Genomic DNA, 19,277 nt, shown 5'->3' on the forward strand with positions numbered 1-19,277 from the left:
GTACTAAACAACAGGCATTTTTTCCATTCTTTTTCAAGATTTTGGCGGATTTTGTGGGATGTTTTGTAGAGAGATTTACTATCGATTATGAACGATAAACGCCATAATCAGCATACGATGCCGCGGTCGCATTTGGCATCAATAGCCACAACACAAGATAAATCAGAATCCCTGGTACAGCAACACTGGCACACGAGATAATCACAAACACTAGGCGTACCATCGTTGGCGACCAACCCAAATATTCGGCGATACCACCCATCACACCGGCAATCATGCGATGGTTTTGTGAGCGGTGAAGTTTGATGAGTTTTGCCATAAAATCACTCCGTATGATGATGATTATAATGATTATCAGTCGTTCTTAACGATGACTTGCTAGCAATATGCAATTTAGGTATAATGTTAACTTGTATTATTTGTACAAATCATGCCTTGCTAACAGGTTTAGTATCTAGATGGTTGCTCGCATCGGCAATTTCAAGCACAAAAGCACCCTTGTACAAAACACAACAAAGACTTACAAAGGATGACAAGATGACAAAGGCGAGCAATGCCCTACTGATCGGTGATTTTGCCCCATTGCATTTGGGTCATCTTGCCGATATTAATCACGCCGCCGGCATTGCCGAAACGCTACACATCGTCATCACACCACCTGTCAAGCGGCCACTGCCCAGTGGTCGTACTGCCAATCTGCAGGATGTCGCACGATGGGTACAGGTGGCGTGTCAGCAGTTTGGCTTTATCAAAGTTCATACCACACAGAGTCTTGGGCTGGATATCGCCTTTGATTATCAGCAGGATACTAGGCTTGATGATGGACAGTTGTCGCAAGTATGTCAAGCGCTTGCCATCGATACGACATCGACGCAGGTGTATCAAGCCAATCTCGATACTCACCTGCGATCACAACGCATGGCGATTTGTCAGCATCCACTACACCACTTTGATCAGCTTGCCCCTGCCTGCCGCTATTTTTATACCCAGACAGTGTGCATCGTCGGTGGCGAAAGCTCGGGCAAAACCACACTCATTCATAAGCTTGCCAATCATTACGGTGCCAACATCGCCCTTGAGATGGGACGGCTTTATACGCACTCGCACCTTGGCGGTACAGAGCTTGGCCTACAGTACAGTGATTATCTGCCGATTGCCATCAATCACGCCAAAGCCATCATGGATGCCACTGCCAATGCCACCGCCCCTATCACCTTGATTGATACGGATTTTGCGACGACGCAGGCATTTTGTGAAGTGTATGAAAACCGCACCCATCCTGTCGTGGCAAGCCTTGCCGATCATTTTCGCGCAGATTTCACCATTTATCTGGATAATAATGTCACTTGGGTCGCTGATGGGATGCGTAGGCTTGGCGACACCAAAGCGCGTAGTCACTTTGCACAGACACTGCTCGACATCTTGATTCGGCACGACATCTGCCATCATGTGATCGATGATGCCGATTATCACGAACGCTACCAACAAGCCGTCTCATGGATTGATACGCAGATACTAGGCAAGACACCCACGATTTTGACACCACACCCACAGGATACCACCCTATGAAAATCGCTCTATTGGATAACATCACTGGCTTTGGTAAGCACGACTGGAGCGTCTATTGGGTGCTGATTTGGTTCAGCTGTGGACTGCTTGCACTGTTTTTTGGGTTTTGGACGACGACTGAGCAGACAGCATTGGACTGGTTTTATTTATTGGTATCTGTGATTGGTCTACTATGTGTGGTGAGTCTTAGCTTTCGCAAAAAAATCGCAGGCAATGGGCTTGGGATGCTTGCCACCGCAGGTGAAGTGATCGTACAGGCGACATCAGGGGCGGTGGGACTGATGCTTGCGCCTTTGTTTAACTTTTTTAGCCATGCTTATGGAGTCAAATACTGGGCAAACAACACCGATGCCGATGGCAATATGATACCAAAATCCGCCAACAAATATGTCTGGCTTTTGACCATTGGCTTTATCATTGTAGGTCTTGCGCTGTTTCCGATGATTAACCGCTGGCTCGATGCCCAAGGCTATGGCGTCATTGATGATGATGGCAGTCAATTTTTGGGGATGATTGACTTTTTTTGGATTAATGTCGTGGCGTTTGTGCTATCCATCACCGCACAGGCGACGATGATTTTGCGGTATTCATTCAACTGGTGGCTGTGGATTGTAGTCAATGCCGTATGGCTGATTGTCAATCTAATGACAGGTAACACGATTTTTGCCATCCAAACGGTGATTTATCAAGTCAATGCCGTGGTGGGGCTGTACGGCTGGTATCGCAGTGAACAGCTCGCCAAAGGCATCCATTAAAATGACTTAAAGACTGCTGCTAGCGGTCTTTATTTTTATAAAAATCCTTTGAAAATTATCCAAAAATTGGTTACAGTATAAAAACCTTTGGAAGCATCAATCATTGGGAGCGTTAATAAAAGGAGTTGTCATGTCGTTATTCGCCAGTCAAAAATCACTACAAACATGGCTTGATGACTATGCTGTCAGCCACCAAAATCCCACCAACAAATCCATCCATTGGCTATGCGTGCCAGTGATTTTCCTATGCATTGTCGCACTGCTATATCATGTGCATATCGGGCTACTGGGCGTGATTGCTGTGGGGGTGCTGTTCTTTTATCTGCGTTTGTCGTTGGTGTTATTTATGCAGATGCTGATTTTTATGGCATTGTGCATTGCAGTGGTTTATTATCTGCCAGTATCGGTGTGGTTTTGGGTTGGGCTGTTTGTGGTGGCATGGATTGGGCAATTTGTCGGGCATAAAATCGAAGGTGCTAAGCCGTCGTTCTTTGAAGATTTGCAATTTTTGCTCATCGGCCCTGCATGGGTGGTGCATGATATGGGACGGCGCTTGTCATCATAGACCGTCGCCTGATATCATTGATAGCCTATCTGGTGAATCTGGGCATAAATTTTTGTTGATTTGGCAATTTTAAAATAGTGCACAGTGAAATGGTAAAATCTATCATGATTTTGTCTGAATAAATAAAAAACCCTTGTCAGTATTTACCGACAAGGGTGAATATGGAGCTCTTGACGAGAATTGAACTCGTGACCTCTCCCTTACCAAGGGAGTGCTCTACCCCTGAGCTACAAGAGCAAAATCGCTAATATATGGAGCGGGTGGCGGGAATCGAACCCGCACCATCAGCTTGGAAGGCTGAGGTTCTACCACTAAACTACACCCGCAGGGTAGTACCTAGGTAGGGAATAATGGTGGTGGGGGAAGGATTCGAACCTTCGAAGCTTTCGCGACAGAGTTACAGTCTGTTGGGTTTGACCGCTCCCCAACCCCACCAAAGTAGATAGGCATGCTTTTACTGGTCTGGTAAAAGTTAAGCCCGTTACTGGGCTTGACCTAATGCTTTCTTAGGAATGGTGCCGGCTGCCGGAATCGAACTGGCGACCTACTGATTACAAGTCAGTTGCTCTACCAACTGAGCTAAGCCGGCGGTGTACTTCCTAAGTGCTGCATATAATAGCAAATTTTTGAGATTGTGCAAGCTTTTTTTTGATAAAAATTGATTTATTTTTATAAGTTACTGATTTAAATAATATTTTTATCAAAATTTCTGCCATGATACATGCTCAAATCTCAAGCCCATCACACGCCATCTCGACCGCTTTGATGATGGCAAGGGCTTTTTTGTTGGTCTCATCCCATTCTGCCATCGGGTCAGAATCAGCGACCACGCCTGCCCCTGCTTGGACATGCACCTTGCCATCTTTCATCACCGCGGTGCGAATGGCGATGGCAGTATCCATATTGCCATGCCAACCCAGATAGCCAATCGCCCCACCAAACACCGTACGGCGGACAGGCTCAACTTCATCAATGATCTGCATGGCTCGGATTTTGGGCGCGCCCGACAGCGTACCTGCTGGAAAAGTCGCACAAAACACATCGAGCGCATCGACATCATCACGCACTTGACCTTCAACATTGCTGGCGATATGCATCACCTGCGAGTAGCGTTCGATAAACATCTTGTTCGTCACCTTGACTGAGCCGATTTCGCATACTCGTCCGATGTCATTACGCCCAAGGTCAATCAGCATCAGATGCTCGGCGATTTCTTTTTGGTCGGACAGCAGTTCTGCCTCAAGCGCCAAATCCTCGGCCACATCACGCCCACGACGGCGAGTACCTGCCAGTGGTCGCACCGTGACCGTACCATCTTCGATACGAGATAAAATCTCAGGCGATGCCCCGATGATGTCAAATGGCGATTTGCCTACGCCAAAAGTCTCACCATGCAACATAAACAAATACGGCGATGGGTTCAGATAACGCAGCGCTCGATACACACTCAAAGCATCACCATCAAAATCCGCCGTCATACGCTGTGCAGGCACGACTTGCATGACATCACCTGCTAGGATGTAGTCTTTGATTTTATTAACATCCTTGCAGAACTTATCCTGACCTGTGACAGACACAAAGTTTGGCTTAGGTTGTGTGGTCGTGGTCAAATCAGGTCGCTGTCCCAGTGCTTGTTCAATCGCAGCTAAGCGCGCCAGTCCATCTTCATAGCCATTTTCAAGCTCGCTATTGGCATAGACGACGATGGATAAAGTATGCTCAAGATTATCAAACACCACCACTTCAGTCGATAACATCAGCCACAAATCAGGCAGATTCAGCGGATTGGGTGCATCCGACTGCCCCACCGATGGCTCAATGGTGCGAATCAAATCATAACCAAAATACCCCACCAAACCACCGCTAAACACTGGCAAAGCTGGCACATCCTCCACCGTCGGCATTGTAAACTGCGCCATGAATTTGCGGATTTCATCAAATGGCTTGTCCGTTTGGGTGCTCGACACCACGCCCACCAGCTCGCTGCCGACTTTCATCACGCCATCTTGGTATTCAAAATACACGCCCTTGCCAAGCCCAATCATCGAATAACGAGCAAAACGCTCACCACCGACCACCGACTCAAACAAATAAGCTTTTGGGTTTAGTTTGCGAATATTGGCAAATACCGAGACAGGCGTAGCATCGTCCATCAGGCGTTTTTTGATGAGTGGTACATGGCTGTAGCCTTGATTTTTTAGGTCTAAAAACTGCTCTTGGCTTAATGGCTGGGACATTTCGTTCTCAAAAAATTTCCAAAATTAACTTATCATAGCACAAAAGCCAACGCTAAAAAACCTCAAATTAATAACGCTTTTACAACAAATCTATCCTGATAAGGGATTTTTTTATTGAGTTAAAATGCTAAAATCACCGTGAGAAATTTATTGCCGATTTAATAAAGTATTGAGTATTTTGTGGCATGCACCACAAAGTCTGCTTGTGTTTAATTGATGGATCTTTCATGCCCAGAGTTGTTACTGATTCGCCTTCGCTACACCCCATCCGCTCACCGTGGGCGTTTTTTCAGACCTTATCCATGACTGGATTGGTGCTGGGATTTTTGTGCTTTTATATCACGATGACACCGATGCTGCTGCCGCGCTCGTGGCTCGTGCAGGCAGTGTGTTGCGGCGTGTCAGGTGCCATCGGCTATGCCTTTGGCAAGCTATTGACTGGCTGCATGGATTTAGGCTGCCATCTGTGCGCGCAACAAAAGATCAGACTGGCTGCAAAATACCGCTTGGCGATCGTCATCCTCGGAATCATCGGTCTTGGGGTGATGACACTGTATCACTGGCAAGTCATGCAAGCGATGCGTCAGCTGATGGAGATGCCAAATGAACCACTGTGGATGGCTTTTGCTGCGGCGGCGATTGGGCTGGTGCTTTGGTTGGCGCTGGTGGCGATCAGCCGCTGGCTTGTGATACTGACCGAATGGCTGGTCAATCTAATCGCCCCAAAACTGCATCTGCCGATCCGTGCGTTGGCTTGGGTAGGTGCCAGTATTTTAGTCGCCTCGCTGCTGTTTGGATTGACGCGCAATTATGTATGGCGTCCTGCGCTGCAAACCATCTCCCAAAAAGCTCTGGCACTTGATCTGACTGAGCCTGACGCCCTCAATGCACCGACCGGCCCCAACCGCTCTGGCGTCGATGGCATCTCGGCACAGCCTTGGCAAGCACTGGGTCATTATGGTCAGCGTTTTGTATCCTTAGGCCCAACTGCCGAGGATATCTCTGCCTTGACTGGTCGTCCTGCCATTGAGCCGATCCGTGTATTTGCAGGCCTGAATCACCAAAACCCCATTACCGCCGAAGCCGATGAACTGGTGGCCATCGCCCTACAAGAACTGGATCGCACCAACGCTTGGCAGCGACAGCATCTGGTCATCCATGGTGCGACTGGTCGCGGCTGGGTCGAAGAATACAGCAGTCTGGCGGCAGAATATCTGACCGATGGCGACATCGCCAGCGTGGCCGTGCAGTATTCGTATCTGCCCAGTCAAGTATCATTCATCGTTGACCAAGAAGCTTCTAGTCAAGTCAATCGGCTGCTGTATCAAGCCATCAAACAAAGGCTCAACGCCATGCCACAGGCCGATCGCCCCAAGCTGTACTTAGCTGGCGAATCTTTGGGCGCTTTTGCCACCCAGAGTAATTTTCAGACTTATGAACAGCTGATCGGTGAAATCGATGGCGCGGTGTGGGTTGGAACACCAAGACTTAGCCATCTGTGGTCGCATCTGGTGCAAATGCGCAGCAAGCCCAGCACTGAGACGCTGCCGATCATTGATGGCGGCCGACATGTACGCTTTATGGATTATCCTGAGATGCTGAGCAGCCAAGGCCATCCGCAAGGTCAGCTGTATCAAGACTGGCAGACACCGCGCATCGTCTTTGTGCAATATGCCTCTGATCCGATCGTTTGGTGGTCACCGATCATGCTGTACCAAAGACCTGACTGGATGCGCGAAGCTGCTGGGCGCGACATCGCTCGCGTGCCTATGTGGCTGCCGATATTAAGCCTGTGGGAGCTCAGCTTGGACATGCCAGCCTCGAACAACACTCCGCCTGGGCATGGCCACATCTATCGTTATGACGCCATTCATGCTTGGCAGGCGGTGCTTGATACTAATACACCATCGTATGAGGCATTGGCTACTGCCATCGATCAACGCGTCGATGAAGGCATCGCTGAGCGTGATGATTAGCCCTTCGACCGCCCATACAAAAGCCCTTGATCATCAAGGGCTTTTTGGTGGTATCGCGGGCAGATTGATCAAGATCAATCACCCTCTACATCGACAGTCTGGTACACTTCATAAGCAGGCACCTCATACGGATGCGCCTGTTTATAGGCAGCGACCACATCGTACAGCTTATTTTCAGGGACGATCATCTCCACCTTCCACTCAGACACTTGCGTGATCTCACCGACCGTGCCGATGGCTGGATGAGAACCTGTCATCGGACGAAACTGGCCCACACCAAGCGTCTGCCAACTGCAGCATTCATAATTGCCAAAGTGGCCTGCACCCGCCTCAAACATCGCATTCTTAACTGCCTCAAGATCACTCTCAGGGATGTAGGTGACGATTTTATACATTTGAAAATACATGACAACTCTTTGATAATCTTAGATATTTTAATGATCTTAGATATGGACGATCACGCCATCATAGCACCACACCGATACGGCGTGCGACTTCTTCATAGCCTTCGACGACATCGCCCAAGCCTTGGCGGAAACGGTCTTTATCAAGTTTTTTCTTGGTATCTTTATCCCACAAACGGCATCCGTCTGGCGAAAATTCATCGCCAAGCACCACGCGGCCTTGGAACAGACCAAATTCTAGCTTAAAGTCCACCAACATCAGACCTGCATCATCAAACAGCTTTGATAGCACTTCATTGACTTTTAAGGTTAATGACTGCATCTGCGCCAACTCATCAGCGGTGGCATAACCAAGCGCGATGGCGGTCGATTCTGACAGCATCGGATCGCCTAAGCCATCATCTTTATAAAACAGCTCATAAGTCGGCGGCAATAGCGGCAAACCTTCGCTCAGACCCAAGCGCTTCATCAGACCGCCTGCAGCGTAATTGCGCACAACCGCCTCAACAGGAATCATTTTCAGGCGCTTAACAAGCACCTCGTCATCCGACAGCTGCTCGACAAAATGCGTCTCCACACCTGCCTCAGCCAGCTTTTGCATGATAAATGCATTAAAGCGATTATTTACCATGCCTTTGCGGTCAAGACTGGCCATTTTCTCGCCGTTAAATGCACTGGCATCATTGCGAAAATGCAAAATCAGATAATCAGGATTGTCGGTTTCATAGACAGATTTGGCTTTGCCAGTATAAAGTAGCGCTTGTTTTTGCATGGTCATCTCGATGATTAATCAATTATACATTAATGAAAAAAATGCAGTCAGCTCACTGACCACATGAAAATTATCTGACGCTCGGTGGACGAGGCAGCTCGTACTGCTTGCCAGCTTCATTCACAAAATCAGGCAGCTGGCCTGTGGTAGTTGGGGTTTGGTACAGTGGCGTAAAATCGGCAGCTGGTTGATCAGCCGGCAGCTTGATCGGCGGCAACTGAGCAGCATCACGATAATCTAAGCTGCCATTATCGCGCTTTGAGAGCAAGTCTTTGGTGGCGCTACAGCCCGTCAATGCCACGATGGCTACCATCACGCCTGCGGTTAATTTTACAGTTTTCATAAACATTCCAAGTAAATGGCGGTATTGGAGTTAAACAATTAATACCAATACCCAATAATACAAATCAAAATTTTGTGTCTAAGACATCACAGCAATGCGGCTTTGGTTAGAGCATCGTCGATGTGCTGATGGTACTGCTCATTGAGCCACACCATCGGTAGGCGGATGCCAGTATCGATCCTGCCCATTTTGTGCAAAGCATATTTGACAGGTTGTGGGCTAGATTCGATAAACAGATCGCGGTGCAAATGCTTGATGGTTTGATGGATGGCTTCAGCCTCTTCAAAGCGTCCTTCAAGTGCCAAACCAAACACCTGACTCATTTGGGCAGGTGCAACATTTGAGGTCACCGAGATATCGCCGCGAGCGCCATGCTGCATCAAAGTCAGCGCCGTCGGATCATCACCTGACAGCACCACCATACGGTCACCGACACGGCGGATTAGGCTAATACCGCGATCAACATCACCCGTAGCGTCTTTGATGGCGACAATATTATCAATATCAGCCAAGCGATTGACTGTCTCCTCAGACAGGTCAGCCACGGTACGGCCTGGCACATTATACAGCATCTGCGGCATATCCACTGCCCCGGCGATGGCTTTAAAATGCTGGTACATGCCTTCTTGGGTTGGCTTATTATAATAAGGAACCACCAACAACGCACAGTCAGCGCCTGCCTCTTTGGCGGCACTGGTCAAGATGATGGCTTCATGCGTGGAGTTTGCGCCTGTACCTGCGATGACAGGGACGCGGCCTGCCACTTGTTTGACAAAAAAGCGAATGACCTCAATATGCTCATCCATCGCCAGCGTCGCCGACTCGCCTGTCGTACCCACAGCAACCAAAGCATGGATCCCTGCATCAATCTGCCAGTCAATCAGGCGCGCCAATGCATCATAATCCACCGCGCCATCAGGCTTCATCGGTGTTACCAGAGCAGTGATCGCTCCTTGGAGTTTGGATTTGATTTGTTGATATGCGTCTGTCATAAGCAGCCTTGCTTGATTGATTAAAAAAATGGTGACCAATCCCAGCTTCAGGTTTGGTCTATGATCATCTTTGCTAGTGTATCACATTTACATGGGATATTTGTAGTTATTTTTGGTTGTTTTGGCCATCCTAGCCAAGCGACATCCTTACAATCCCATCTTAAAGTTAGAAAACACCCACTCATTCATCGATGCGCATGCCGATGATGGCTGGTGTGCCTTGGCGGATCAGCTGAACGGTGATCACACCAGTTTTTGGCAGATTTGTCACTGCCGATGCAAAGTCCTCGACGCTAGAGATGCTCTGTTGATTCAGCCCGATGATCACATCGCCCGTGCTGATGCCTGCTTTGGCGGCGCGGCCGACCAGATCCACTGAGGTAACGAGTACGCCGCCTGACACGCCTTGGCTTTGTAGAGTGCGTCGTTCATTGGCATTCAACGCTCGCAAGCGCAACCCTAGGCGCACGCCTTCGGCTTTATTGCGGCTTTGGATGGCGGTGTCTTCTTGGGCTTCGCCAAAATTGCCTTTGGCGGTATAGACCTTGCCTTGGCGCTGATAGGTCAATTCAAATGCATCATTTGGTCTGGCTCGATTGATTTGGTTGAGCAGATCATGCGCATGGACAATCGGCATCTGGTTAAAACTCAGTACCACATCACCTGATTTTAGGCCAACTTGATCGGCAGGGAAATTGGGTACCACGCGCGTTAATAGCGCACCTTGTGGCTTAGTTAGGCCATAAGCTTCGGCCAAATTACGATCCACATCCTGTACCGAGATGCCCAAATACACGCGCGTGACTTTGCCATTTTGGCGAATCTGCTGATAAATATCCATCGCCGCATCGATGGGGATCGAAAAAGACAGACCCATATAGCCGCCTGTGCCGCTAAATATGAGTGAATTGACACCAACGACCTCACCTTGGCGGTTAAACAGCGGCCCGCCTGAGTTGCCAGGATTGAGCGCAACATCGCTTTGGATAAATGGCACAGCAGCTTCACGGCTGACATTGCGAGATTTGGCAGAAACAATGCCTGCTGATGCCGAGTAATCAAACCCAAAAGGCGAGCCGATGGCCAGCACAGGTTCGCCTACTTTTAGCGTATCTGCTTTGGCGACAGGCAGCGCAGGATAGTGATTGCCAGCGACTTTTAGCACGGCAATGTCTGAGCTTTCATCGCTGCCGATCAGTGTGGCATCCAGCTCAGTGCGATCATTGAGCGTCACGGTGATACGATCGGCGCCTGCGATGACATGATGATTGGTCAATAAATAGCCATCACTGCTGATAAAAAACCCCGTTCCATAACCTTGCTCTATCACTGGAATATCCGGAAGCTGTGCTTGTTCGCCCAGATAGCCTTTGAGCATCTGCACCGCCCGCGCCTGCGCCAAAGTCTCATCATCGACTTGCTTGGTGATGCTGATGCGCACCACCGATGGCGCCACTTGTTCTACCAATGATGAAAAATCGGCGCTCGCCAGTGCATGAGCAGGCGTCGCCACAGGTAAGGTGGTGATGGCTGCGCCTGCCATCATCAAACAAAGCATCAGTGCTGATTTTTTCATGAAACATCCTTTACAGAGTTTGGGGAATTTTGCTAATGGTGTTTGCTAATGGTGAATGACCAAAAATCACCGATTATGATGACCAATGCTGCAAAGTATCCAAAATTTCATGTATGGCGTCAAGCATGTTTTGGCGACAAAACCTTTCTTGATCCCATCAAATCTTACCCGATTCTCAACCGCCTTGCTAATTTCGCGCCACCACATGCCATCGCCAAATATCCAAACAGATGCCCAAATCAAATCCCCAAAGCTGCATCAATGCGTGCGGCGACTTCATCGATCTTGCCTGAGGCATCGATGCGATGGATGCGCTCACCGTGACGAGCAAATTGATACTCCAAACCTCGATGCACCCGCTCAAAAAAAGCAATGTTATTGGACTCCAAGCGATCGAGCGCGCCACGCTTGCCAGCGCGCTGCATCCCTGTCACCACATCCAAATCCAGCCACAGCGTCACCTCAGGCATCACAGGCACAAAATGCTCAATCAACAGCTCAATCTTATTCAGTGCTGTGGTATCACCCTCATATCGGCCAAAGCCCTGATACGCCACTGTACTGTCCACAAAGCGATCACAAATCACCCACTTGCCCGCTTGTAAGGCTGGCAAAATGGTCTTGTGAATGTGATCGGCTCGCGCAGCAAACATCATCAAGATTTCAGCATCAGCATCGATATGACGCACAGGGTCCAAAAACATCGTCCGCAGCGCCTCAGCCAGCTCGCTGCCACCCGGCTCACGCGTGCGCAGCACCTCAATGCCACGCTCTGTCAATCGCGCGCACAGCTGATCGATCGCCGTGGTCTTGCCGACGCCTTCGGTACCCTCAAAGCTGATAAATCGACCTTGCATCCTATTCATCCTTTTTGTAATGTCGTGTGGCATGAAGTTATTTATTGCGCATCACCGTGCGATATTCTTCAACCGCTTTTTGATGCTCTTGGTAAGTGCGGCTAAACTTATGGCCGCCATTGCCTGTCGCCACGAAAAACAGCACATCACTGTCATCAGGATGCATGGTTGCACGGATGGCCTCAGCAGATGGCAACGCGATGGGTGTCGGTGGTAGGCCATCGATTTGATAGGTATTATAAGCGGTTTTTTCTTGGATATTGCTGCGATAAATGGTGCCATCATAGCGATCAAACAGGCCATAAATGATGGTCGGATCCGTCTGTAGTCGCATGCCCTGACGCAGACGATTGACAAATACCGAGGACACCAAATGACGCTCTGAGGCGATGCCTGTTTCTTTTTCGATGATGCTTGCCATGATCAGCGCCTCATATGGCGTTGCATAAGGCAAATTGGCATCGCGTTCTTGCCACGCTTGATCCAAGATGCGCTTTTGATCCTCATATAAGCGTTTTAGGATCATCGTGTCTGTCGTGCCTTTAGCAAATTGATAAGTATTCGGCGCAAACCAGCCTTCTAAATTGCCATTGGGCGATTCAATGCCCAATGCTGCCGCCACCGCTTCGTTATCACGCGCCACATCACTCCACGCGTAGCCATCAGCCGCTGGTGTCAACAGCTCAAGCACCACGCCATCGGTGTTTTTTAGCGTTTGATACAGATCTTTGACCGTCTTACCTTCGATGATGCGCACACTGATTTCTTCGGTAGCAGCACCCTCGCCAAACAAGCGTACCATCTGCGCCAAACTTGCCCCTTGTGGCACTTGATAATGGCCGGTTTGTAAGGGCTTATCGGCTGCCACCGACAAATACGCCTTGGTGACAAATCGTGAGGCCAATGCCGAATCCGACCACGGCTCTTTTGATAAAAGACTATGATAAGTATCGCCCTTGCCGACACTCAGCGTCTGAGCCGCTCTGTCGGTCTGAGCATAGATGGTCTGATAAATGACAAGCAGCGCCAAGATTACGGCTGCGACCACAGCCACCAGTATCAGCTTGGTCAGTGATGACTGCTTTGGTGGCGGGCTTTGGCGCGACTTACGACGCGATGCAGTCCCTGAAGTGGAGCGCTTAATTGCTTGAGGTTTTTTGGAGGTTGCCATAATTTGCCATAATGATGAATTTTGCTCATTTTAGCAAAATTTTATGACAAATGGCCACTAAATCTATGGCTCGTGCGTGTGAAAATTGTAAGGCATTGATCTGCCTAAAAATTCAGCGCAGTACTGATGATGAGTTAAGCCTTACTAAGGGATAAATCCAGCAGCATCCCAGTCATCAGTCAAAGGACGACCACAAAGATTGGTGATGGGTGTAATGCCGCGTACTGCATTGGTGGTGATCAAACCTGAGATCAGCGGCAGATCTGCTGTCTGTAGCACGCGCTCATGTACCTTGCCCAGCACAGTCGATGCCATCAATGCAGCGCGCATCACGCCTGCCACACCCGAGATATCCACAGGCGGTGTGTACCAACAGCCATCAAGTTGATAAAAAATATTACCCATCGTTGCACAGACCCACTGCCCATGCACATTGGACACCAGTCCATCAGTGATACTATCATCGAGCTGCTGACGCTCCAAAAGCTCAGCATGGATCAGCACCTGCTCAGGACAGCCGATCAGCTTTAATCCCGAAAGCCAAGGTGATCGATGGCTTAATTGCCCCTGCATCAGCACCATCTGCCGCGCCATCACAGGCTGAACAGGAATGCCATCTTTAAAGCGCACGCCTTGATACACAGGCGATGGCATCGCTTTGATGTACGCCTGCGCTGCCGCCATGCCGACAAAGCCATAGCCACGCACGCTCTGCTTGGGTCGGGTAATGATGATCTTTAAGATGCCCTCGCGCATTTGCTTAGCAAGCTGCGTCAATGCCATCATCAACTCATCGACACTGGCGCTCAATCGCAGCGCTGATAGGCCAGTCAGGATACGCTCGGCATGAAATGGCGCACAGACCATCTGCCCATCACAGACCCCGATGGTACTAAAAAATCCATCGCCATAAGCAAAGGCTCGCTCATCCATACGCGCATCTGACAGCACAAGTGCGCCATCCTGCTGATAACAATAATATTGCGCCATCAGTGTCATCGTCTTAAGATGATTTGGCAGCGATAATCTTCACAAGCGCCGCGTTCTAGCACGAAACCGCCCACCGTCTGCGATGAGACCGCAGCACCTTGGAGCATCTGTTCTACAATTTTGGTGCCGACATCGCCGCCGGCCATGCTCATCATCCGATAGCTGCGTTTGGCAAAATCGATCGACTGCTTCTTAGTGGCATCATCATCGGTGGGCGCGGCATAATACCACACCAATTCGAATAAGTTGGGCGATTCGATGACATAAAACGGCGGCTCAAATGGCGTGCTAAAACGATAGCGCATCGCTTTATTGCCATAAAAATCCAGCGCCTCTTCACTGGTCGCGGTGGCACTGAGCGCGCCTTTGAGCGCCTCAAAGTCTTGGCTTTGCTGACTGGCTGTCTGCCAATCGCTCGTATCATAAACCACAGGGTCATAGCTTTTAACCTCACCATCGTCGGCAACCATTTCTTCTTGTGAGACAGGCCGAAAAGTCAAAAACAGCACCAGCGCCGCCGCCAGCAGCAAGCCTACCATCAACCAAGGCCGATAACTGTTGTTTTTGGGTGGTGGAGAATCAAGAGTCGATGCGCGATCATAAGTCATGGCAGTTACCGTTGGCTGATTGGCAATCAAAGATCATAAAAATGCTAAAATTGGATAATTTTAACACAAAAGCCACCCTACGCCACCCCATCGGTGCCGTTTTTTGCTAAAATAAACCTGATATTTGCCAAGCGATCGGCCATCAGCACTCAGTCATTGGCCAAGCGACTGGTTTATCACTGGCAATCACTCACGAATTTTAATAAGGCATCTCAATGCAGCACTTCATCGTCATCGGCAATCCGATCAATCACTCCAAAAGCCCTGCTATCCATCACGCCTTTGCTGACAGCGCAGGACTGGATATCTGCTATCAACGGCAGTTTTGTCCTGATGATCAGGGCAGCTTTGAAGCGGTGGTATCGGCGTTTTTTGCTGGTGGCGGTGTGGGCGCCAATGTCACTTTGCCTTTTAAGGAGATCGCACATCAACTATGCCAACATACAGGTGCGATGAGCAATGATGCCAAGATGGCAGGTGCGGTCAATACCCTGATGATGCGTGATGGCAAACTATACGGCGATAATACCGATGGCCGTGGCTTGGTGGCAGATCTGATTAGCCAAAATGTTGATTTAACTCATAAAAAAATCGCTATCTTGGGTGCAGGTGGCGCTACTCGTGGGGCGATTTTACCCTTGCTGTCTCATGGTGCACACTTGGCGATTTATAATCGCACGCTTACCAAAGCTGAGCAGCTGGTGCAAGACTTTGATCACCCTAATCTATCCGCACACAGTTTGGATGAACTACAACATACCACCCGTTTTGATGTCATCATCAATGCCACTTCGGCGACCACCACAGGTCAGTCGCTGGATTTTGGGCGTATCACGGCGGACTTTGCTTATGATATGATGTATGGCAAGCCATCGGCATTTTTGGCGCATTTTGCCAAGCAAGGCGCACGCACATCCGACGGCTATGGCATGCTGATCCATCAAGCCAAGCTTGCCTTTGAACTGTGGACGGGAGCGAGCATTGATCTGGATCAAGTGACCCTGCCTGATTGATTTACCCCTTGAAATTATCAAGCATCATTACCATAATAGCCACTTAAGTTTATTCACCAACCACATAGGATGCCAAAATGAGCGATACCACCACCCATGACGATGTCGATTTTGACGATTTGGATAATCTATTTGATGACTTTGATGGCGTGGCTGTCGAAGGTGGCGTCGATAGCATCAATGATGAGGGCTGTGAAGGCGGTGCCTGCAAGCTATAAGCCAAAGTATGGCAAGACAAAGCGATTATTCGATGATGAGTAATCGCTTTTTTTATGGATGAATGGCCATCAAATAATAACAAAAAATTTGCCAAAATAAATTTTCTTATGAAAATAAGTTATCATAAGCCAAAAAATCCTTTTTCTTAACACAATTTGTTGTATAGTGTTGTTAACAGCCATGCTGATGGCTTGTCAATTTTCATTGCAAATCGTATCGACTGATACTCTAACAAGGATGACTTATGTTAACTTATAAAGCCCCCCTGCGTGATATTAAATTTTTGATGAATGAGATGCTGGATTTTCAGGCGCATTATCAGACGCTTGAAAACGGCTCGTCTGCCGATCCTGAGACGGTGGACATGATTTTGTCAGGTTTTGCCGACTTTGCCGAAAATGTGCTATCACCACTGTATCAGCCTGCTGATGCCGAAGGATGTACCTTTAAAGATGGCGAAGTGACCACGCCAACAGGCTTTAAGGAAGCCTATCAGCAATTCGTCGAAGGCGGCTGGCAAGGCATCAGCTATCCTGAAGCATTTGGCGGTATGAACCTACCAATGTCACTCAATCTCATCAAATCTGAAATGATGGGTACTGCCAACTGGCCGTGGGCGATGTATCCAGGTCTGACCACAGGCTCGGTGAACACCATCTTGCAGTATGGCGATGACGCCCAAAAAGCCACTTATCTGCCTAAGCTCATCTCAGGCGAATGGTCAGGTACGATGTGCTTGACCGAAGCACAGTGCGGTACTGACCTAAACCAAATGAAAACCCGTGCCGTGCCGAACGATGACGGCACTTATGCCATCACAGGCAGTAAGATTTTTATCTCGGCAGGTGAGCATGATTTGACCGAAAATATCGTGCATATCGTGCTGGCTCGTCTACCCGATGCACCTGCTGGTACCAAAGGCATTTCGCTGTTTATCGTACCGAAATTTTTGCCGACAGATACTGGCGAAGTCGGCGCGCGCAATGCGGTGGCTTGTGGCTCGATTGAGCATAAGATGGGCATCACCTCATCAGCCACTTGTGTGATCAACTTTGATGGCGCAACAGGTTTTCTCATCGGCGAGCCAAACAAAGGTCTAAAAGCCATGTTCACCTACATGAACACCGCGCGTATCGGCACCGGCATCCAAGGCCTATCACACATGGAGCTGTCATTCCAAAACGCCCTGCCATACGCCAAAGAACGCCGCTCGATGCGTGCGTTATCAGGTACCAAAGAGCCGAATCAGCCTGCCGATGCCATCATCCACCATGCGGATGTACGCCGTATGCTGCTCACCCAAAAGGCATTTACCGAAGGTGCGCGCTCGATGATCTATCACACCGCACGCTATGCGGATAAGCTTGCCGAAGCGGTGGCAAAAGGTGATGAAGAAGCCATCAAACAATGGGATGATAAGATTGGTTTTTATACGCCCATTCTCAAGGGCTTCTTGACTGAGCTTGGCATTGAATGTGCCAAACATGGTCAGCAAATCTACGGCGGTCATGGCTATATCAAAGAATCAGGCATGGAGCTGATTGCCCGTGATGCTCGCATCTCGACACTGTACGAAGGCACCACAGGCGTGCAAGCGCTTGACTTACTCGGTCGCAAGGTGCTATTGCATGGTGGTGGCAAGGTCATCCGTGACTACACCGCGAGTATCATGAAATGGTGCGGGGAATATGCGCTGGACAAAGATATGCGTAAATTCGTCTGGACACTCACCAAGCTGTGTGCTGAGTGGAATATGCTGACCGCGCGCCTACTGCTGACCGCTCGCAAAGATCGTGATATCGTCTCGGCAGCGTCGGATGACTTTTTGATGTATTCAGGCTATGTGATGATGGCATATCATTGGGCGCGTATGGCGGCGGTGAGCTTTGATAAGCTCAAAAATGGCGGCGAGCAGCCAAAAGAGTTTTATCTTGCCAAAACGCAAACGGCAGAATTTTATTTTGAAAAACTGCTACCAAGAAGCTCGGCACACGCTGAGAGCATGACCGTACCAAGCGAGGTCATGATGCAGATGGATATTGAGCATTTTGCGTTCTTGGAATAAGTCTGTAACATCTGACATACATCAGTCTGTTAGCCCAGATCATTTGATTTGGGCTTTTTACTTGCAATTCTCAGCCATAGCCCTATATACTACAGCATCTAATTGAGTATTTTTCTAAATTCATAGGAATCGGATATGTCAAACCATCATCGCCTTATTATCTTAGGCTCAGGTCCAGCAGGCTATTCTGCTGCTGTCTATGCCGCTCGTGCCAACCTAAAGCCTGTCATCATCACAGGCCTGCAAGTCGGTGGGCAGCTCACCACCACCACCGAAGTGGATAACTGGCCGGGTGATGCACATGGCTTGACTGGCAATGGCCTGATGGATCGTATGAAAGCGCACGCCGAACGCTTCGGCACCGAACTTGTCTATGACCACATCAACCAAGTTGATCTGCAAAACCGCCCCTTCACGCTAACTGGCGATAACGGCACTTATACCTGTGATGCATTGATCATCGCAACTGGTGCTACCGCTCAATACCTGGGATTAGAATCTGAACAAAAATTCATGGGTCAAGGCGTCTCTGCTTGTGCGACTTGTGATGGGTTTTTTTATAAAAATCAAAAAGTTGTGGTCATCGGTGGTGGTAATACCGCTGTCGAAGAAGCCTTATATCTATCAAACATCGCAAGTGAAGTGACTCTGATTCATCGCCGTGATAGCTTGCGTTCTGAAAAAATCCTACAAGACCAGCTGCTTGAAAAAGCCGCTAATGGCAATGTCAAAATCGAATGGAATCACCAAGTCAAAGAAGTCGTCGGTGATGAGATGGGCGTCACTGGCATCATTATCGAATCGACCGTCGATGGCAGCACCAAACAGCTTGATGCGATGGGTATGTTCGTCGCCATCGGTCATAAGCCAAATACAGGCCTTTTTGAAGGTCAGCTGACCATGAAAGATGGCTATATCGTCGTCAATAGCGGCCTTGATGGCAATGCCACTGCGACCAGTGTCGATGGTGTCTTCGCTGCTGGCGATGTCGCTGACCACATCTATCGCCAAGCCATCACCTCAGCAGGCACAGGCTGTATGGCAGCGCTCGATGCAGAAAAATATTTGGATGCGCTGTAACCACCCATCTTATTTATCAAAAATCCACCCGTATCATGGGTGGATTTTTTTGTCAATCAACCCTCCCAAAACAAAAAGACAAACC

General features: G+C 49.0%; 19 protein-coding genes and 4 tRNA genes. 8 read left to right on the forward strand and 15 right to left on the reverse strand.

Annotation, left to right across the window (positions count from 1 at the left end; genetic code table 11):
* Positions 1 to 85: 85 nt before the first annotated feature.
* The gene (locus tag B0681_RS06885) at positions 86 to 319 is read right to left on the reverse strand and encodes a PspC domain-containing protein (RefSeq protein WP_078318016.1); all 234 of its coding nucleotides are present in this window, start codon (positions 317 to 319) and stop codon (positions 86 to 88) included.
* An 83-nt stretch (positions 320 to 402) separates the two neighbouring features.
* On the opposite strand from B0681_RS06885, the gene nadR reads away from it, so the two are divergent.
* From nadR to B0681_RS06900, 3 genes are all read left to right on the forward strand, one after another.
* A complete protein-coding gene (gene nadR, locus B0681_RS06890; protein ID WP_078318017.1) occupies positions 403 to 1,569 on the forward strand; it encodes a multifunctional transcriptional regulator/nicotinamide-nucleotide adenylyltransferase/ribosylnicotinamide kinase NadR in 1,167 nt (388 codons plus the stop codon).
* Positions 1,566 to 2,324, forward strand: a complete 759-nt coding sequence (gene pnuC, locus B0681_RS06895; protein WP_078318018.1) for a nicotinamide riboside transporter PnuC — start codon at positions 1,566 to 1,568, stop codon at positions 2,322 to 2,324. Before nadR ends, pnuC begins: the two co-directional genes overlap by 4 nt.
* Before the next feature lie 130 nt (positions 2,325 to 2,454).
* A complete protein-coding gene (locus tag B0681_RS06900; protein ID WP_078318019.1) occupies positions 2,455 to 2,889 on the forward strand; it encodes an Mpo1 family 2-hydroxy fatty acid dioxygenase in 435 nt (144 codons plus the stop codon).
* 162 nt (positions 2,890 to 3,051) lie between these two features.
* Here the strand turns inward: B0681_RS06900 and B0681_RS06905 are convergent.
* The 5 genes from B0681_RS06905 to B0681_RS06925 all read right to left on the reverse strand — a co-directional run bounded on the left by B0681_RS06905 (position 3,052) and on the right by B0681_RS06925 (position 5,126).
* A tRNA-Thr gene (locus B0681_RS06905) sits at positions 3,052 to 3,126 on the reverse strand.
* A gap of 15 nt (positions 3,127 to 3,141) precedes the next feature.
* Positions 3,142 to 3,215 (reverse strand) — tRNA-Gly (locus B0681_RS06910).
* Between the two features lie 25 nt (positions 3,216 to 3,240).
* Positions 3,241 to 3,324: transfer RNA gene (locus tag B0681_RS06915), tRNA-Tyr, on the reverse strand.
* 78 nt (positions 3,325 to 3,402) lie between these two features.
* A tRNA-Thr gene (locus tag B0681_RS06920) sits at positions 3,403 to 3,478 on the reverse strand.
* A gap of 136 nt (positions 3,479 to 3,614) precedes the next feature.
* A complete protein-coding gene (locus B0681_RS06925; RefSeq protein WP_078318020.1) occupies positions 3,615 to 5,126 on the reverse strand; it encodes an anthranilate synthase component I family protein in 1,512 nt (503 codons plus the stop codon).
* A gap of 227 nt (positions 5,127 to 5,353) precedes the next feature.
* Between B0681_RS06925 and B0681_RS06930 the strand changes: the two genes are divergently transcribed.
* Positions 5,354 to 7,102 (forward strand): alpha/beta-hydrolase family protein, encoded by a 1,749-nt coding sequence (locus B0681_RS06930; RefSeq protein WP_158077926.1) that lies wholly within the window; start codon positions 5,354 to 5,356, stop codon positions 7,100 to 7,102.
* 74 nt (positions 7,103 to 7,176) lie between these two features.
* On the opposite strand, the gene B0681_RS06935 is transcribed toward B0681_RS06930, so the two are convergent.
* From B0681_RS06935 to B0681_RS06975, 9 genes are all read right to left on the reverse strand, one after another.
* Positions 7,177 to 7,497 carry an NGG1p interacting factor NIF3 gene (locus B0681_RS06935; RefSeq protein ID WP_078318034.1) on the reverse strand — a complete coding sequence of 107 codons (321 nt, stop codon included), beginning with the start codon at positions 7,495 to 7,497 and terminating at the stop codon, positions 7,177 to 7,179.
* A gap of 70 nt (positions 7,498 to 7,567) precedes the next feature.
* The gene (gene purC / locus B0681_RS06940) at positions 7,568 to 8,278 is read right to left on the reverse strand and encodes a phosphoribosylaminoimidazolesuccinocarboxamide synthase (protein ID WP_078318035.1); all 711 of its coding nucleotides are present in this window, start codon (positions 8,276 to 8,278) and stop codon (positions 7,568 to 7,570) included.
* Positions 8,279 to 8,348: 70 nt separating this feature from the next.
* Positions 8,349 to 8,621: a hypothetical protein gene (locus tag B0681_RS06945; RefSeq protein ID WP_078318022.1), complete on the reverse strand. Its 273-nt coding sequence runs from the start codon at positions 8,619 to 8,621 to the stop codon at positions 8,349 to 8,351.
* Between the two features lie 86 nt (positions 8,622 to 8,707).
* Positions 8,708 to 9,613, reverse strand: a complete 906-nt coding sequence (gene dapA / locus B0681_RS06950; protein WP_078318023.1) for a 4-hydroxy-tetrahydrodipicolinate synthase — start codon at positions 9,611 to 9,613, stop codon at positions 8,708 to 8,710.
* 181 nt (positions 9,614 to 9,794) lie between these two features.
* Positions 9,795 to 11,189 carry a Do family serine endopeptidase gene (locus B0681_RS06955; protein WP_078318024.1) on the reverse strand — a complete coding sequence of 465 codons (1,395 nt, stop codon included), beginning with the start codon at positions 11,187 to 11,189 and terminating at the stop codon, positions 9,795 to 9,797.
* 239 nt (positions 11,190 to 11,428) lie between these two features.
* A complete protein-coding gene (gene tmk, locus B0681_RS06960) occupies positions 11,429 to 12,046 on the reverse strand; it encodes a dTMP kinase (protein WP_078318025.1) in 618 nt (205 codons plus the stop codon).
* A 37-nt stretch (positions 12,047 to 12,083) separates the two neighbouring features.
* Positions 12,084 to 13,217 carry an endolytic transglycosylase MltG gene (gene mltG / locus B0681_RS06965; RefSeq protein WP_078318026.1) on the reverse strand — a complete coding sequence of 378 codons (1,134 nt, stop codon included), beginning with the start codon at positions 13,215 to 13,217 and terminating at the stop codon, positions 12,084 to 12,086.
* 144 nt (positions 13,218 to 13,361) lie between these two features.
* Positions 13,362 to 14,207 carry an aminotransferase class IV gene (locus B0681_RS06970; RefSeq protein ID WP_078318036.1) on the reverse strand — a complete coding sequence of 282 codons (846 nt, stop codon included), beginning with the start codon at positions 14,205 to 14,207 and terminating at the stop codon, positions 13,362 to 13,364.
* A gap of 5 nt (positions 14,208 to 14,212) precedes the next feature.
* Entirely contained in the window at positions 14,213 to 14,815 is a 603-nt protein-coding gene (locus B0681_RS06975; protein WP_078318027.1) for a hypothetical protein, read from the reverse strand.
* A 215-nt stretch (positions 14,816 to 15,030) separates the two neighbouring features.
* On the opposite strand from B0681_RS06975, the gene aroE reads away from it, so the two are divergent.
* From aroE to trxB, 4 genes are all read left to right on the forward strand, one after another.
* Positions 15,031 to 15,828: a shikimate dehydrogenase gene (gene aroE, locus B0681_RS06980; protein WP_078318028.1), complete on the forward strand. Its 798-nt coding sequence runs from the start codon at positions 15,031 to 15,033 to the stop codon at positions 15,826 to 15,828.
* A gap of 77 nt (positions 15,829 to 15,905) precedes the next feature.
* Positions 15,906 to 16,046, forward strand: a complete 141-nt coding sequence (locus tag B0681_RS10440) for a hypothetical protein (RefSeq protein ID WP_169835687.1) — start codon at positions 15,906 to 15,908, stop codon at positions 16,044 to 16,046.
* 245 nt (positions 16,047 to 16,291) lie between these two features.
* Positions 16,292 to 18,112: an acyl-CoA dehydrogenase C-terminal domain-containing protein gene (locus B0681_RS06985; protein WP_078318029.1), complete on the forward strand. Its 1,821-nt coding sequence runs from the start codon at positions 16,292 to 16,294 to the stop codon at positions 18,110 to 18,112.
* A gap of 135 nt (positions 18,113 to 18,247) precedes the next feature.
* Positions 18,248 to 19,192 carry a thioredoxin-disulfide reductase gene (gene trxB / locus B0681_RS06990; protein WP_078318030.1) on the forward strand — a complete coding sequence of 315 codons (945 nt, stop codon included), beginning with the start codon at positions 18,248 to 18,250 and terminating at the stop codon, positions 19,190 to 19,192.
* Positions 19,193 to 19,277 lie beyond the last annotated feature (85 nt).

Origin of the sequence: Moraxella porci DSM 25326 (assembly GCF_002014855.1) — a bacterium.
Classification (GTDB): Bacteria; Pseudomonadota; Gammaproteobacteria; order Pseudomonadales; family Moraxellaceae; genus Moraxella; species Moraxella porci.

Excerpts from the sequence above, each read along its gene's own strand:
- mltG (WP_078318026.1), bottom strand. The coding sequence starts at position 13,217 with ATGGCAACCTCCAAAAAACCTCAAGCAATTAAGCGCTCCACTTCAGGG.
- B0681_RS06925 (WP_078318020.1), bottom strand. The coding sequence starts at position 5,126 with ATGTCCCAGCCATTAAGCCAAGAGCAGTTTTTAGACCTAAAAAATCAA.
- B0681_RS06985 (WP_078318029.1), top strand. The coding sequence starts at position 16,292 with ATGTTAACTTATAAAGCCCCCCTGCGTGATATTAAATTTTTGATGAAT.
- B0681_RS06945 (WP_078318022.1), bottom strand. The coding sequence starts at position 8,621 with ATGAAAACTGTAAAATTAACCGCAGGCGTGATGGTAGCCATCGTGGCA.
- B0681_RS06900 (WP_078318019.1), top strand. The coding sequence starts at position 2,455 with ATGTCGTTATTCGCCAGTCAAAAATCACTACAAACATGGCTTGATGAC.
- nadR (WP_078318017.1), top strand. The coding sequence starts at position 403 with ATGTTAACTTGTATTATTTGTACAAATCATGCCTTGCTAACAGGTTTA.
- tmk (WP_078318025.1), bottom strand. The coding sequence starts at position 12,046 with ATGCAAGGTCGATTTATCAGCTTTGAGGGTACCGAAGGCGTCGGCAAG.
- B0681_RS06970 (WP_078318036.1), bottom strand. The coding sequence starts at position 14,207 with ATGGCGCAATATTATTGTTATCAGCAGGATGGCGCACTTGTGCTGTCA.
- B0681_RS06955 (WP_078318024.1), bottom strand. The coding sequence starts at position 11,189 with ATGAAAAAATCAGCACTGATGCTTTGTTTGATGATGGCAGGCGCAGCC.
- B0681_RS06935 (WP_078318034.1), bottom strand. The coding sequence starts at position 7,497 with ATGTATAAAATCGTCACCTACATCCCTGAGAGTGATCTTGAGGCAGTT.
- dapA (WP_078318023.1), bottom strand. The coding sequence starts at position 9,613 with ATGACAGACGCATATCAACAAATCAAATCCAAACTCCAAGGAGCGATC.
- aroE (WP_078318028.1), top strand. The coding sequence starts at position 15,031 with ATGCAGCACTTCATCGTCATCGGCAATCCGATCAATCACTCCAAAAGC.
- purC (WP_078318035.1), bottom strand. The coding sequence starts at position 8,278 with ATGCAAAAACAAGCGCTACTTTATACTGGCAAAGCCAAATCTGTCTAT.
- B0681_RS06975 (WP_078318027.1), bottom strand. The coding sequence starts at position 14,815 with ATGACTTATGATCGCGCATCGACTCTTGATTCTCCACCACCCAAAAAC.
- pnuC (WP_078318018.1), top strand. The coding sequence starts at position 1,566 with ATGAAAATCGCTCTATTGGATAACATCACTGGCTTTGGTAAGCACGAC.
- B0681_RS10440 (WP_169835687.1), top strand. The coding sequence starts at position 15,906 with ATGAGCGATACCACCACCCATGACGATGTCGATTTTGACGATTTGGAT.
- trxB (WP_078318030.1), top strand. The coding sequence starts at position 18,248 with ATGTCAAACCATCATCGCCTTATTATCTTAGGCTCAGGTCCAGCAGGC.
- B0681_RS06885 (WP_078318016.1), bottom strand. The coding sequence starts at position 319 with ATGGCAAAACTCATCAAACTTCACCGCTCACAAAACCATCGCATGATT.
- B0681_RS06930 (WP_158077926.1), top strand. The coding sequence starts at position 5,354 with ATGCCCAGAGTTGTTACTGATTCGCCTTCGCTACACCCCATCCGCTCA.